Origin of the sequence: Croceicoccus ponticola, from assembly GCF_004004515.1 — a bacterium.
Taxonomy (GTDB): domain Bacteria; phylum Pseudomonadota; class Alphaproteobacteria; order Sphingomonadales; family Sphingomonadaceae; genus Croceicoccus; species Croceicoccus ponticola.
In genome coordinates this window covers 172,148-186,072 of the sequence record NZ_RXOL01000004.1, presented here as the reverse complement: position 1 = coordinate 186,072, position 13,925 = coordinate 172,148, and the positions used below count along the sequence as shown (strand labels likewise).

Genomic DNA, 13,925 nt, shown 5'->3' with positions numbered 1-13,925 from the left:
GCCCTTTCCCGCTCAGATCTCGAAACTGACCATTTTGTACATGACGAACCCGCCAAGGCTCATCCACACCAGGCCGCCAAGCCCGGTCACGATCAACCGGTCGTCGGTGAAGAAACCGCCGAGGTATTTGGGGTTGAGCATGTACACCATGGTGAACACGATGAAGGGCAGCGCGCCGACGATATAGGCCGACGCCTTGGCTTCGGAGCTCATCGCCCGGATCTTCAGCTTCATCTGCATGCGTTCGCGCAGCACCTTGGCCAGGTTCGAGAGCGTTTCGGCCAAGTTGCCGCCGGTTTCGCGCTGGATGGCCAGGCTGATGCAGAAGAACTTGAATTCGGGCAGGTCGAGCTTGTCCGATGTATCCTGCAGCGAATCGTCGAGCGACTTGCCTACCTTGACGCGATCGACGACCGCCTTGAATTCCTCGCCAACCGGGCCCGGCACTTCGCTTGCCACCACGCTCATGGTTTCTGTGACCGGAAGGCCGGAGCGCAGGCCGCGAACCAGCAGTTCGATGGCGTCGGGGAACTTGGTGTTGAACTTCTTGATCCGCTTGGCGATCAGATACTTGACTGCCATGTGCGGCACACCCGCGCCCAACATCGCCCCGACCATCAGGCCCAGCAGCGGTGCGCTGAACATCAGCATGATCGGGATCGCGGTCAGCGCGGCTATGCCGACGGAGGCATAGATGTACTGGTTGATGGTGACGTCCTTGCCCGTCCGCTGAAGCCGCAGCGCGAGCGCCGCCATCTTCGAATCCGAGCCTGCGACCATGTGGGTTTTCACCCGGCGCGCGGCGACCGCCTTCTTGAACTGGGCTTCGACCTTCGCTTCGCCGTTTTCGGAATGCCGGAAGCGGATCTGCTGAAGGCGCTTGTTCTGCGTCCTGCTCGCCGACGATCCGTAGATCATGATGTAGGCGATGAACATGATCGCGAACATGCCGAGGGCGATAATGCCGATTTGCGCCATATCCATCGTTTGCGTCCTTCAGTGTTCCGTCAAATGACCCGGTCTTCCCGCGCCTTGGCTCAGGCTTTCTGCTTGGAGCCGAGCATCGAGCGCAGGTCGAACTTGTTCATCAGCGATCCCTTGTCCGCCTTGCCCTTGCCGCCTGTCTTGCCCTTGCCCGAACCTGTGCCGACGACGGTTTCGCCGCCGCTCGACACGATTTCGCGGCTGAGTTCGCGCAGCACCATCGACGCCTTGCTGCCCCGGCTCGCTTCGACCATGACCTGACCCAGCTTGGCTGCATGGGTCGCGGCCTTGACGTCGGCGGGGATCACATAGTCGATCTTGCGTTCGATCGATGCTTCGAAGTCGGCGCGGCTGATCTCGCCCGTGCCTTGCGCAACACGGTTTGCCACGATGATCGGGCGAACGTGTTCGGCATGGCTGGACGCCCATGACAGGATGCGGATCGCATCGCGCGCCGAAGCCAGCGTCAGTTCCGTGGCGAGCACGAACACGTCCGCGCCGTTCAGGATATGCGGGAAGTTGATGAGCATGTTGCGCGGCAAGTCGACGACGGTCATGTCGAAGGCCTGCCGGAACTCGTCCTCAAGCTGCACGAACGCTGAGCCATCGGTCATCAGCGGCGTGTGGATCGGCGCTTCGGCCGACAGCACCGACAAGTGGTCGTTGGCGCGAACCATCGCGCGTTCGATGAACAATCCGTCGATGCGCGAAGGATTGTCGATGGCATCGGTCAGGCCGCGGCCCGGTTCGAGATCCATCGTCAGGGCGCCGGTGCCGAAATGCACGTCGAGGTCGAGCAGGGCGGTCGGCAACTTGTGTTCTGTGCTGAACAGCCACGCCATCGACGTCGCGATGGTCGATGCGCCGACGCCGCCACGGGTGCCGACGACCGCGGTCATCACGTGATCGCGGGCGCCGCTGGTGTCGCCCGACGAACGCGGGGCGCTGAACACGGTCTGAGCCTGGATCAGGGCATCGCGCACGGCATCTTCGGTCAGCGGTTTCAGGAGGTAATCCTGGATGCCGCTGGCGGTCAGGTCGCGGTAAAGGCGCACGTCGTTGACCTGGCCGATCGCGATGACGACCGTGCCGGGTTCGCAGACTTCGGCCAGCGCGTTGATGTCGCCCAGCGGGTCGCCGCATTCGGATAGGTCGACCAGCAGGATCGACGGGCTGGCCGATACCGAGAGGGTCTGGACTGCATTGCGCAGGCCGCCCTTGTTGCATTTTTCGTGCGACAGCCCGAGTTCGGAGGCTGCGTTGCGAACCACGTCCATCGACGCTTCGTCGCAAAGAAACGCGGCGAAACTGTCGCGATCGCTTTGGGCCGACATGCCGACGCCAGGTGTCCAGGGAGCATTCATCGGTTTCATCCTCGCTTATTTGGAGTCAGACGCGACTTCGTTGACCTTGTTGCCTTCGCCGGTGGTCTTCGCTTCGCGGTAGGCCTCGATGGCTTTGGTCGAACTCATCACGACGGTTTCGCCCGATCCGCGCTGACCGCGCAGAAGGTCTTCAGGATCGGCGATCATCGCGGCGAGATTGCCGTTGATCGCGCACCCGTAACCGGGGCTGGTGGCATTGTTCGGGTTCGAATCGGACTGCGCGCTCCAATTGGGGCAGTTCGGCACGCTGGCGACCGAACGGGTCACCACCACGCGGGCGACGCCCGGTGCGACAACGCCGTCGATTACAGGCGACGTGGTGTTGAGCAGAAAACCTTCGTTGTCCGCCAGTTCGGCCAGATCGTCGCGAGCGGCGATGCTGAGGCTTCGCGCATCGACCGAAACCTTGTCGCCATAGCCGAGATCGAGTGCGTCGAACCAGTCCGTCAGCCGGCGCTGTTCGCTGGTCGGGATGCCCGAAGCGCTGGTCTGCACGTCGAACACGTAGTTCGTGCGGCTGACGACCGGCTGGTTGTCGGAATAGAGCGAACGATTGGTTGCCACGCCGCCGGCGCAGGCCGAGAGGCCGATCGTCGCGACCAGCGCGAGGGCCAGCGGGCGGACCGTCCGGGTGAACCGTTTGTCAGTGTGCAAGGTCATCACCATTGTCCTTCGATCAGAACGAGAAGCCGGGGGCGGAACCGCCCGCGTCGGCGCTACGGACCGGCTTGTCGGCCGGGTTGGCGGATTGCGGCGTGGCCGCGCTGATGCCGGGCGAAACAATGTCCTGCGTCGCGCTGGGCATCGGTCTGCGGGCGCCGGTTACGCCGTCGGTGTTCTTGTTGAGCAAGAGACGCTCGAACTCGCCGGGCGCGCGCAGGCCGTCGGTCGGCAGCACGATGTCGGCATCGTCAACCGGCTTCACCAGGTACGGCGTCACCACGATGACCAGTTCGGTCTCGCCCTTGCGGAAGTTGTTCGAGCGGAACAGATTGCCCAGGATCGGGATGTCGGCAACACCCGGCGTCTTGTCGATGGCGCTGTTCCAGTTGTTCTGCAAAAGGCCCGCGATCATGAAGCTCTGGCCCGAACCCAGCTCGATCGTCGTTTCGGCGCGCCGCACGGTGAGCGAGGGGATCTGGAAGCCGCTGACGACGACCGCGCCCTGGCTCGACAGTTCCGACACTTCGGGACGGACGCGCAGCGAGATGCGGCCATTGGCGAGCACCGTCGGGGTGTAGGACAGGCTCACGCCGAACTTCTTGTATTCGATCGAGGTCGAACCGAGGCCCGAGCTGACCGGGATGGGATATTCGCCGCCCGCCAGGAAATCCGCGGTTTCGCCCGACAGCGCGGTGAGGTTGGGTTCCGAAATGGTGGTGACGAGGCCCGAGGTTTCGCCAACGTCGAGCGCGGCGGCAAGGTCGAGGCCGAGGAACTTGCCAAGGCCGCCCAGCGTGGTTGCCGGTGCGTTCTGCTTGATCAGACTGGAATTCGCGCCGGTCGCGGTGCCGCCAACGAACAGGTCGCCGTCGACAGTCCACTTGGGCAGGAAGTCGGTGCGGCCTTGGGCCACGCCGAATTTGAAGCCGCTGGTGCTGTCATAAGTGTTGACGGTGGCGCCCAGCACGCGGACCAGCGAACGGCTGACTTCCGCAAAACGGACGCGCAGGTTGACCTGCAGCGGGGTGGCGAGGCGCAGGCGGCTGATGACGTTGGTTTCCGCGCCGACGAAAGCCGATACGAGCCGTTCGGCTTCGGCTGCGTCTTCGGGGGCGGCAACGGTGCCGGTCAAGAGGACGGTGTTGTTCATCGTCGCGGTCTGGATACGCGCTTCGGGCATCGCCAGGTCGAGCATCTGGTCGATGCTGGACAGGTTGTTGCCGACCCGGATGACCGACGACCACACGATGTTGCCACCGGCGTCGCTGGCGTAAAGCGTCGTTTCACCGGGCTTCTTGCCGAGTACGAAGACCTGGTTGGTTGACTTCACCTGCACGTCGGCGATCGATTCGTCGGCGATGAAGATGTCGGCCATGCGGCCACTGACATTGACCAGCTGCCCGGTGCCGATCGACACGACCACTTCGTTGGTCGGCTTGGCCATCGTCTGGGCCGCCGCGGTGCCGGAGATCCCGGCCATGCCGATCGACGCCAGTGCGGTGGCGGCGAAGGCGATGCTCGCGAACGTGCGTTTCATCTTGGTTCCCCCCTGGGAATGAATGATCTTGTTCATGGTCGTCCGGTCCTTGTTCGCAGGGCGGCCTTAGCGGGCCACCGACACGGCTTGCATGCTCGTGCCGCGCGTGATCCGGACGGTGGGGCCGCTCGGCATGGCCGGTGCGGTGCGGGCGGTGTTGCCGGTATCGCCACCCATGAAGGCGGGTGCCGCCGACCTAGGCGCCGCTGCCGGAGCACGCGATCCGCCGTTCGAGAAGCGCGACTGGAAGCGCGAAACGTCGCCACCGGTCTGGAACGTAGAGCGACCTTCCTGCGGCTGGTTCATGGCGAGACGAAGGATTTCCTCCTCCTCGTCGGCGCTGGCGCCTTCGGGGACGACGACTTCGCCTTTGGCGATCGCGTTGTCGAGTTCGGCGCGGGTGTCGGCAAGCGGGCGCAGCGCCAGGCTCAGCGAACCGAGCTTCTGGGCGACGGCAACCTTTTCGGCGATTCGCGGCGTGGCTTCGATGGTGACGAGGCTGGTGCGCGAGACCACCGTCTTGCCGTCCACGACTTCGCTATCGGTGCGCTGGTCGGTGGCGAGGATGCGCAAGTTGCGCAGCACGGTTTCGGTGGCGCTGAACGGTTCGCCTTCCGTCCCGCCGCTCACGCTTTGCGTCAGCAGGAGATCGACGCGGTCGCCCGGGAAGATGAAGCCGGCGACGGCGGTCTTGGCCGAAACGGGGATGGTGACGGCGCGCATGCCGGGGCCAAGCGCAGCGGCAAGGAAGCCGCGGTCACCCGGCTTTACCAGCGCGCCCTGCGTCACGGGCTGGCCCGCGGTGATGGGAAAGCGCGACACGGTGCCAAGCAGCTGGCTCATGTCGGCCTGGCCTTCGACGAAATAGGCGTCCTGCACCATTTCTTCGGGCCAGAGTTTGAACTGCAGCGCGTCGGCCGTGATGATCGTGCCGATCGGCAGCTTGCGCGTGGCGATCAGCACCCGGGGACCTTCGGGCGTCTTGTTGGCAGCCGCGACGGTAGGGGTCGCATTGCCGGCGAACATGGAACGGGCCATCAGCGCGGTTCCCACCGCGACGAACAGCGCTACCATCAGCAATATCAGCTTCTTCTTGTCCATGGCTCAAGGCCCCTTCGTCGTGTGCATCCCGGCGTCCCATTTCCGATTCTTGGATCACCGCTATGTCCGGCAAGTTGGCCGGCAATGGTTAAAATCAGGTCAAGACAGCATGGAATTCGTTGTCATCGTCGCATGAAGCCCCGGACCGTACCGCCCGGCGAGCAGCATCAGCATGCAAACCGCGACCGAAATGCCGTAGGGAACCTGCAACTGTTTTGCCTCCAGCCCCGACCGTTTGATGCGGCGGTGGCGCGCGATCATCGCCGCCGTCAGCACGCCGTTGGCGATGCAGATCATCAGCATCAGCACGCCGAACGTCGTCGGCGGCAGCCACAGCGCGATCGCGGTCAGCAACTTCACATCGCCGCCGCCCATCTGGCGCAGCCTGAACATGAGCGCACCGAACGCGAACATGCCCGCCGCCAGCAGCAATTGCACCGCGACGCCCGGCCAGATCGCCAGTCCCGACGCCCACCAGAACGCCGGGGCGAATGCCGCGACGGTCAGCGTCAGCCGATTGGTGATCTTGCGCGAACGGATGTCGGTGAACGCCCCGTAAAGCACTGCGATTGCCAATCCGGCAAGCAATCCGTAAGTGACCATTCCTGCGTTCATGTCGGGCCCCTCATGGTCCGCCCCCGGCGCGAAATCGGCCCGGGTTGGAAAAATTTACCTTGATGGGTGCGGTCTAGGCGGGATGGCTTACCAAACAGTAACCACGCGACAGGGGACGCCGTTAGCCACGTGATTCAGACAGCTTCCGAAATTCGCCGGGTCATCCCCGATGCCGCGACCGAAACAGCGTGGATCGCGGCAGACGGTCATCGATTACGCCGCATCGATTGGCGCCGCATCGATCGGGGTGGCGGGCAAGGCGACGTCGCGGCGCGCGGGTCGCTATTATTCCTGCCGGGACGGGGCGACAGTTACGAAAAATATCTGGAGTCGATGCACGAGATGTACCTTGCCGGATGGCAAGTGACGGGGCTGGACTGGCGCGGACAAGCCGGATCGGGTCGGCTGGGATTAGACGCGACGACCGGACATGTCGCGGATTTCGCCCAGTGGGTCGACGATCTCGTCGCGTTCTGGCGCGAATGGTGTCGCGAAACGCCGGGACCGCACGTGGTGCTGGGCCATTCGATGGGCGGGCATATCGTCCTGCGCGCGTTGGAGGAGCGATCGATCGATCCCGCCGCGGCGGTGCTGGTCGCGCCGATGCTGGGTTTTGCCGGCGTGCCGCTGCCCTATGCCTTGCTTCACGCGTTTGCGAAGTTGCGATCGCGCACGGGCGATAGCCGCCGCCCGGCCTGGAAGTGGAGCGAGAAGCCAGGCGAATTGCCCGCCGGGCGCGCCGCCTTGTTGACCCACGATGCCGAACGTTACGCGGACGAGGAATTCTGGCGCGAGGAACGCCCGGAACTCGTCATGGGCCCGGCAAGCTGGGGTTGGCTGGAACAGGCGTTGGCGTCGATGCGCCGGATCATGGCACCCGATTCGCTGGCGCGCGTACGCACCCCAATCCTGATCATAGCGTCGAGAGCGGACCGACTGGTTTCTCCCCGCGCGATTCGCAAGGCGGCGGCGCTGCTACCCGATGCGCAGTTGGTTGAATTCGGGCCCGAATCCGCACACGAAATCCTGCGCGAGGTCGATCCGGTGCGCGACCGGGCACTGGCGGCGATTCGCGATTTCCTCGATCAGCGGGCGCCGCGCGCATGATTCCGGACAAGGTCGATATCGTCATCGTCGGCGCAGGCATGGCGGGGGCCAGCCTTGCCGCCATGGTCGCGCCCCACGCATCGGTGCTGGTCATCGAGGGGGAAGATCAGCCCGGATACCACGCGACCGGGCGTTCGGCGGCGTTCTGGGAAGAAACCTATGGCGGACCGGGCGTCTTTCCGCTGACCGCCGCGTCGGGGCCATACTTGCGCGATGGCGGGTTCCTGTCCTTTCGCGGCGCGATGAATATCGGGCGCGAAGCCGACCGCGCGAAAGTGGAGGCGTTCGTCGCCCGATTCGCGAGGCTTGGCGCCGAGATCGAATTACTGGACCGCGCAGCCATGGAACGGCACGTGCCGTGGCTGCGCGAAGACTGGACTTGCGCATCGTGGGAGCCATCATGCTCCGACATCGACGTTGGCGCGCTTCACGCCCATTTTCTGGCCGAGGCAAAGGGGCAGGGGGCAGGAATTCGCGTGCGGTCGCGGCTGGTAGCGGCGGAACGAGGTGCAGGCGGCTGGACCCTGACGCTCGCGGACGGAGCGCGGCTGGGCTGCGACGTGCTGGTCGATGCGGCGGGGGCATGGGCAGACGATATCGCGCGCATCGCGGGTGCCGCGCCGCTGGGCATTGTGCCGCTGCGCCGCACGGTGGTGCAATTGCGCACCGAGCCCGCCGCGACGGACACGCTGCCGCTGACGCTTGACATCAACGGCGGGTTCTATTTCAAGCCCGAGAGCGGGCGCGTCTGGCTGAGCCCGCACGACGAAACGCCATCCGCACCGTGCGATGCCGCGCCCGAAGAACTTGACGTGGCGGTGGCCGTCGAACGCTTGCAGGGCGTCGTCGACTGGCGAATCGAGGCGGTGGAGCGCAAGTGGGCTGGCCTGCGCAGTTTCGCCCCCGATAGGCTGCCGGTTTACGGTTTCGACGCACGCGTGCCGGGCTTTTTCTGGTGCGCGGGGCAGGGCGGTTTCGGCATTCAGACCGCGCCCGCCGCATCGGCGCTGGCAGCGGGGCTGTTGCTGAACCGCAATTTTGCGATCGCCGATGGGATCGACCCTGCCGCCTATGCGCCTGCGCGATTTGGCTGATGCGGGGTTGCGAAGCGGCACACGCGGCTTAAAATCGGGGTCCTGACTGCAACCGGGAGTGACAATGGATGGCCCATCGTTTCGAAATCCGTAAAAACAAGAAAGGCGAGTTCGTCGCCTATTTCTGCTACAACAGCGAAACCATGTTCTGGACCGAAGGTTATTCATCGAAATCGAGCGCGAAGAATGCGATCGATTCGATTCTGAAGAACGGGCCGACCGCCGAAGTGGTCGATACCACGACCGACTGACCGGCTAACGACCGACCGTTGCTACGACGCCGCCGCGATCAGCGCCTGATCGCTGGCGAGCGCATCCACGCGTTCGTTTTCGGGATGGCCGGCGTGCCCCTTTACCCAGTGCCAGCGAATCGTGTGCGGGGCCGTGGCGTCCAGCATGGCGCGCCACAGGTCTTCGTTCAGAACGGGTTTTTTCGCCGCCGTCTTCCAGCCGCGCTTCTGCCAGTTGTGCACCCAGCTGGTGATGCCGTCGATCACGTACTTGCTGTCGGTGAACAGGTCGACTTCACACGGGCGGGTCAGTGCGTTCAGCGCTTCGATCACCGCGGTCATTTCCATGCGGTTGTTGGTCGTGTCGCGCTCGCGCCCCGAAAGCTCGCGTTCCGTCTCGCCCTTGCGCAGCAACGCCCCCCAGCCGCCTGGTCCGGGATTGCCCTTGCACGCGCCGTCGGTGTAAATTTCGATACGGCTCATGCCGCGAACGCCTGCGCGCCATGGGTGCGATAGAATTCGTACCGTTCGAAAAAGGCGCACGGATCCTTGCGCGTCACCAGCGCGTCGGCGGGCGTGTTCAACCAGTCGTAGGCGCGGGTCAGAACGAACCTGAGCGCCGCCCCTTCGGCCAAGATCGGCAGCGCCGCGCGTTCTTCGGGGCTGAGCGGGCGGACCGATTCGTAACCTGTCAGGATCGCCCGGCCGATGGCGGCGTCGTGGCGTTTGCCGTCGGGCGAAAAGCTCCACGCCGCGTGGGTCACCGCGAGATCGTAAGCCATCGGCCCGGTGCATGCGAAGTAGAAGTCGATAAGGCCCGACACCGCGTCGCCGACCAACAGGACGTTGTCGGGAAACAGGTCGGCATGGATGACCGATTGCGGCAGGCCCTGCGGCCATGCGGCGATCACTTCCTCCACCGCGGTAGGCACGACGGCGAGCCGCGCATCGATTTCGCCCCAGCGTCCGTCGCATGCCCCGGCAAAGCGGCGCCATGCTGCATGCCCCATCGAATTGGCGCGTTTGCGCGGATAGTCGAGGGCGGCAAGGTGGACCTGCGCCAGCGCGTGCCCGACCGCCTCTGCCTGCGCGGGTGTGGGTTTGTCGGCCGAAATACCGGGCAGGAATTCAATCAGGGCAAGCGATTTCATCTCACCCGTATCGGTCGCAAATTCGCGGAAAGCCGCGCCCGACCGATCGTGCATCGTGCGCGGCACCGGGCAGCCCGCCGCCGCGAGGTGATCGAGCAGTCCGAGGAAGAAGGGCAGTTCCTCCACCTCGGTCCGTTCCTCGTAAACGGTGAGGATAAAGCGCCGACTGCCTTTCGAACCGGTGCCCTTGGCCCCGCCTGTCGTCTCGATCAGCCAGTTGCTGTTGGACACGCCCTCGGCAATGCCCTTCGCGCTGGTCAGTTCGCCGACGTCGAATGCGGCGATAAGCTCGGCCATCGCCTCGGCCCCGATGCGCGTATAGACGGCCATGCGCTTCTCGCCTCAGTCCTGCAGCTGGCGGGGCAGCTTGAAGGTGATCCGTTCCTGCGCGGTGCGCACGACCTCCTCGGTCAACGGCCGGATCGCGGCTAGGGCATCGACCACTTCGCGCACCAGCACTTCGGGTGCCGAAGCCCCGGCGGTAAGCCCCAGGGTTTCGATCCCGTCAAGCCATGCGGGATCGATTTCGCTACCGCGCTGAACCAGCCTGGCGGGGGTGCCCATGCGTTCGGCCACTTCGACAAGGCGCAGCGAATTGGACGAATTGGGCGCGCCGATAACCAGCAACAGCTCGCATTCGCCCGCGATCGCCTTGACCGCGGCCTGACGGTTTGACGTCGCATAACAGATGTCGTCGGCCTTGGGCGCGACGATCTGCGGATAGCGCGCGACCAGCGCGGCGATGATCTGCGCGGTGTCGTCCACCGACAGGGTCGTTTGCGACAGATAGGCGAGTTCCTGATCTGGCCCGAAGGTGAGCTTCGCCACGTCGGCTTCGGTTTCGACCAAGGTCATCGCGCCTTCGGGCACCTGTCCGAAAGTGCCGACGACTTCGGGATGGCCCTTGTGCCCGATGAACAGGATGTGGCGTCCAGCCTCCAGCTGCCGTTCGGCCTGGCGATGCACCTTGCTGACCAGCGGGCAAGTCGCGTCGAGATAGTCGAGCCCGCGACTTTCCGCATCCGCGGGCACCGATTTGGGCACGCCATGAGCGGAAAAGACGACCGGCACGCCGTCGGGCACTTCGTCCAGTTCCTCGACGAAGATCGCGCCCTTGGCTTTCAGCGAATCGACGACAAAGCGGTTGTGCACGATTTCGTGCCGAACATAGACCGGCGCGCCATAACGGGCGAGCGCGCGGTCCACGATCTCTATCGCGCGGTCGACGCCGGCGCAGAACCCGCGGGGGGCGGCGATAAGCAGGCGCAGCGGCTTGTCGCTGTCGCCAGCGGCGGGATGTGCGTCGGTTCGGGCAAGTGGGGTGGTTTCCATCGTGCCGCCCTTTAAGCGCGTGGGGGTGCCAAGGTAAAGCGCCGGTCTGGCAAGGACCGATCTGGCGCGACGAATTTGCAAGGCAAAGGTGCGCTCGTAAACGCTGGAGACAGGTTTATCGGGCCAACAGGGGGCAAGATGCCATCCGCGCATTGCCGTTGCGGCGCTTGGCGGCTAGGGCATGCGCGCAAGAAGACCTTCTCATCTTTATCCTTGGCAGGGGTTACGCCACCGATGACTTTCCGTTTCCGTCCCGCCGCCGCGATGGCGCTGGTTGCCGCCCTTGCCCTTACCGGTTGCAAGTCCGAAGGCGATCTCGTGGTCGATCAAGGCGTGGGCATCACCGCGGTGCGTACGCTGTGTCCTGCCGTGGGCGTGCCCGATTACACCGGGAACGTGACCTTGTTCAGCCAGCCCGGCGCACAGACCGCGTCCGCACTCGACGTTACGGGGGTCATCACCAATGTCCGTCCGACGTGCAACGAAACCGGCGCGCAGGTCTATTCCGAAGCGACGTTCGACGTCATCGCCACGCGCCGCGATGCTTCTGTCGCGCGCAGCGTCGATCTGCCCTATTTCGTCACCGTGATGCAGGGCGGTTCCGCCGTCGTATCGAAACAGGTCGGCACTGCCCGCGTGAATTTCGCCGCCGGACAGGATCGCGCGACAGCCACGGCGCGGGCTGGGGCCTATGTCGATGCCGCCGCCGCGACGCTTCCGGCCGAAATCCGCGACCGCATCACCAAGCGGCGCAAGGCGGGCGACACCGACGCCGCGCTTGATCCGCTGGCCGATCCCGAGGTGAAGGCGGCGATCGCCCGCGCCACGTTCGAGGTTCTGATCGGATTCCAACTGACTCAGGAACAGCTCGCTTATAACGCCACGCGTTAAGCGACGGCCCAAAGGCGGTTTTGCCGGGGCGGCGCTTTTGCTCTTGTGCGCTTTTCCTTGGTGGCAATGTCGGCTAGGCGCGCCGGCATGACCCACACAACGACCATTCACGGCATCATGTCCCGCGCCGTCGATACCGCGCTCGACGCTCTTGTCGCCAAGGGCGCGCTGCCCGCCGATGTCAGCCGCGAAAACGTCGCGGTCGAACCGCCGCGCGATCCCGCCCATGGCGATCTTGCCACCAATGCGGCGATGGTGCTGGCTAAACCGGCCAAGACCAATCCCCGCGCGCTGGCCGAAGCACTGGTCGCCGAACTGTCGGCGCTGCCCAACGTGACAGAGGCTACGATCGCGGGGCCGGGGTTCATCAACCTGCGGCTGGCGCAGACAGCGTGGCTGGACGAAGTGGCCGCCATCGCGGAGCTGGGCGATGCCTATGGCCGGTCGGCGATGGGAGCGGGGCGCACCGTGAACATCGAATACGTCTCGGCCAACCCCACTGGCCCGATGCACATGGGCCATTGCCGCGGCGCGGTCGTCGGCGATGCGCTGGCGGGCCTGCTGGAATTCGCAGGGTTCGCGGTCATCAAGGAATACTACGTCAACGATGCCGGCGCGCAGGTCCAGACGCTGGGCCGGTCGGCGCACCTGCGCTATCGCGAGGCGCTGGGCGAGGACATCGGGGAAATCCCCGAAGGGTTCTATCCCGGCGACTACCTGATCCCCATTGGCAAGGCGCTGGCCGAGGAATTCGGCGACAAGTACATCGGCGCGCCCGAAAGCGAATGGCTCGACCTGTTCCGCACCCGCGCCGTCGCCGCGATGATGGACATGATCCGCAGCGACCTTGCGCTGCTGGGCATTCATCACGACCTGTTTTCCTCCGAAGCCGAATTGCAGGCCGCCGGCAAGCCCGAGGCTGCCGAGGCGTTCCTGCGCGAAAAGGGCCTTGTCTATGACGGCGTGCTCGAAGCGCCCAAGGGCAAGACGCTCGACGATTGGGAGCCGGTGGAACTGCCGCTGTTCCGCTCGACCCAGTTTGGCGACGACCAGGATCGCCCGATCCGCAAATCGGACGGCAACTGGACCTATTTTGGCGCCGATCTCGCCTATCACTTCCAGAAATCGCAGGGCGCCGACGCGCTGATCGACATTTGGGGCGCGGATCATGCCGGCACGGTCAAGCGGATCAAGGCCGCCGTCGCCGCGTTGACAGGCGCCGAAGGCCGCGACCTGCCCTTCGATGTCAAGCTGGTGCAGATGGTGCAGCTGCTGCGCGACGGCCAGCCGGTGAAGATGTCCAAGCGTTCGGGCAGCTTCGTCACGCTGGCCGACGTGGTGGAGGAAGTGGGCAAGGACGTCGTGCGTTTCACGATGCTGACACGCAAGCCCGAAGCGCAGATGGATTTCGATTTCGCCAAGGTGGTCGAGGCGTCGAAAGACAACCCCGTCTTCTACGTCCAGTATGCCCACGCGCGCATCTGTTCGACCCTGCACAAGGGCGCGGAGGCCGGTTTCGGACCGTCGCCCGCGCATCTCGACCTGCTGGGCGAAGAAGAAATGGAACTGGTCAAGGTCGCCGCGCAGTTCCCGCGCATGGTCGAAGCCGCCGCAAGGGCGCGCGAACCGCACCGGATCGCCTTTTTCCTCGGCGATTTGGCCGCCGCGTTCCACGCATACTGGAACATCGGTAATGACCGGGTCGACAAGCGTTTCGTGGTCGCCGACAATGCCGAATTGTCGGGCGCGCGGCTTTATCTCGCGTCGCAAGTCGGACAGGTGATTCGCAACGGCCTTGCCATTCTCGGGGTCGAAGCGGCGGAGCAGCTTTGAGC

Annotated in this window: 14 protein-coding genes; 5 read left to right on the top strand and 9 right to left on the bottom strand. The window is 64.8% G+C overall.

From position 1 onward, the window contains the following. Positions 1–12: 12 nt before the first annotated feature. The 6 genes from EKN06_RS10625 to EKN06_RS10600 form a co-directional block, all read right to left on the bottom strand. Complete coding sequence (locus EKN06_RS10625) at positions 13–984, bottom strand: type II secretion system F family protein (RefSeq protein WP_127612887.1); 972 nt, start codon at positions 982–984, stop codon at positions 13–15. A gap of 53 nt (positions 985–1,037) precedes the next feature. Beyond that, positions 1,038–2,348 (bottom strand): CpaE/TadZ family protein, encoded by a 1,311-nt coding sequence (locus EKN06_RS10620; protein WP_127612886.1) that lies wholly within the window; start codon positions 2,346–2,348, stop codon positions 1,038–1,040. Positions 2,349–2,363: 15 nt separating this feature from the next. Continuing rightward, a complete protein-coding gene (locus tag EKN06_RS10615) occupies positions 2,364–3,029 on the bottom strand; it encodes a CpaD family pilus assembly protein (protein WP_127612885.1) in 666 nt (221 codons plus the stop codon). A gap of 16 nt (positions 3,030–3,045) precedes the next feature. After that, positions 3,046–4,569, bottom strand: coding sequence for a type II and III secretion system protein family protein (locus EKN06_RS10610; protein ID WP_127612884.1), 1,524 nt, complete (start codon positions 4,567–4,569; stop codon positions 3,046–3,048). A 66-nt stretch (positions 4,570–4,635) separates the two neighbouring features. Beyond that, the gene (gene cpaB, locus EKN06_RS10605) at positions 4,636–5,670 is read right to left on the bottom strand and encodes a Flp pilus assembly protein CpaB (protein ID WP_127612883.1); all 1,035 of its coding nucleotides are present in this window, start codon (positions 5,668–5,670) and stop codon (positions 4,636–4,638) included. 99 nt (positions 5,671–5,769) lie between these two features. After that, positions 5,770–6,285: an A24 family peptidase gene (locus tag EKN06_RS10600; RefSeq protein ID WP_127612882.1), complete on the bottom strand. Its 516-nt coding sequence runs from the start codon at positions 6,283–6,285 to the stop codon at positions 5,770–5,772. 129 nt (positions 6,286–6,414) lie between these two features. Between EKN06_RS10600 and EKN06_RS10595 the strand changes: the two genes are divergently transcribed. From EKN06_RS10595 to EKN06_RS10585, 3 genes are all read left to right on the top strand, one after another. Further along, on the top strand, positions 6,415–7,392 hold the full coding sequence (locus tag EKN06_RS10595) for an alpha/beta fold hydrolase (protein WP_338068092.1): 978 nt from the start codon (positions 6,415–6,417) through the stop codon (positions 7,390–7,392). Then, positions 7,389–8,486 (top strand): NAD(P)/FAD-dependent oxidoreductase, encoded by a 1,098-nt coding sequence (locus EKN06_RS10590; protein ID WP_205693875.1) that lies wholly within the window; start codon positions 7,389–7,391, stop codon positions 8,484–8,486. Before EKN06_RS10595 ends, EKN06_RS10590 begins: the two co-directional genes overlap by 4 nt. Before the next feature lie 68 nt (positions 8,487–8,554). Continuing rightward, on the top strand, positions 8,555–8,737 hold the full coding sequence (locus EKN06_RS10585) for a YegP family protein (RefSeq protein ID WP_127612881.1): 183 nt from the start codon (positions 8,555–8,557) through the stop codon (positions 8,735–8,737). 21 nt (positions 8,738–8,758) lie between these two features. Here EKN06_RS10585 and rnhA read toward each other — a convergent pair whose 3' ends face one another. The 3 genes from rnhA to ispH are packed head-to-tail and all read right to left on the bottom strand — an operon-like array spanning position 8,759 to position 11,199. Continuing rightward, positions 8,759–9,199: a ribonuclease HI gene (rnhA, locus tag EKN06_RS10580; RefSeq protein ID WP_127612880.1), complete on the bottom strand. Its 441-nt coding sequence runs from the start codon at positions 9,197–9,199 to the stop codon at positions 8,759–8,761. Next, on the bottom strand, positions 9,196–10,197 hold the full coding sequence (gene thrB / locus EKN06_RS10575; protein ID WP_127612879.1) for a homoserine kinase: 1,002 nt from the start codon (positions 10,195–10,197) through the stop codon (positions 9,196–9,198). Before thrB ends, rnhA begins: the two co-directional genes overlap by 4 nt. A 12-nt stretch (positions 10,198–10,209) precedes the next feature. Beyond that, positions 10,210–11,199, bottom strand: a complete 990-nt coding sequence (ispH, locus tag EKN06_RS10570; protein ID WP_127612878.1) for a 4-hydroxy-3-methylbut-2-enyl diphosphate reductase — start codon at positions 11,197–11,199, stop codon at positions 10,210–10,212. Between the two features lie 234 nt (positions 11,200–11,433). Between ispH and EKN06_RS10565 the strand changes: the two genes are divergently transcribed. Both EKN06_RS10565 and argS read left to right on the top strand, forming a co-directional pair. Beyond that, positions 11,434–12,090 (top strand): hypothetical protein, encoded by a 657-nt coding sequence (locus EKN06_RS10565; RefSeq protein ID WP_127612877.1) that lies wholly within the window; start codon positions 11,434–11,436, stop codon positions 12,088–12,090. Positions 12,091–12,177: 87 nt separating this feature from the next. Further along, entirely contained in the window at positions 12,178–13,923 is a 1,746-nt protein-coding gene (gene argS / locus EKN06_RS10560) for an arginine--tRNA ligase (protein WP_127612876.1), read from the top strand. Positions 13,924–13,925 lie beyond the last annotated feature (2 nt).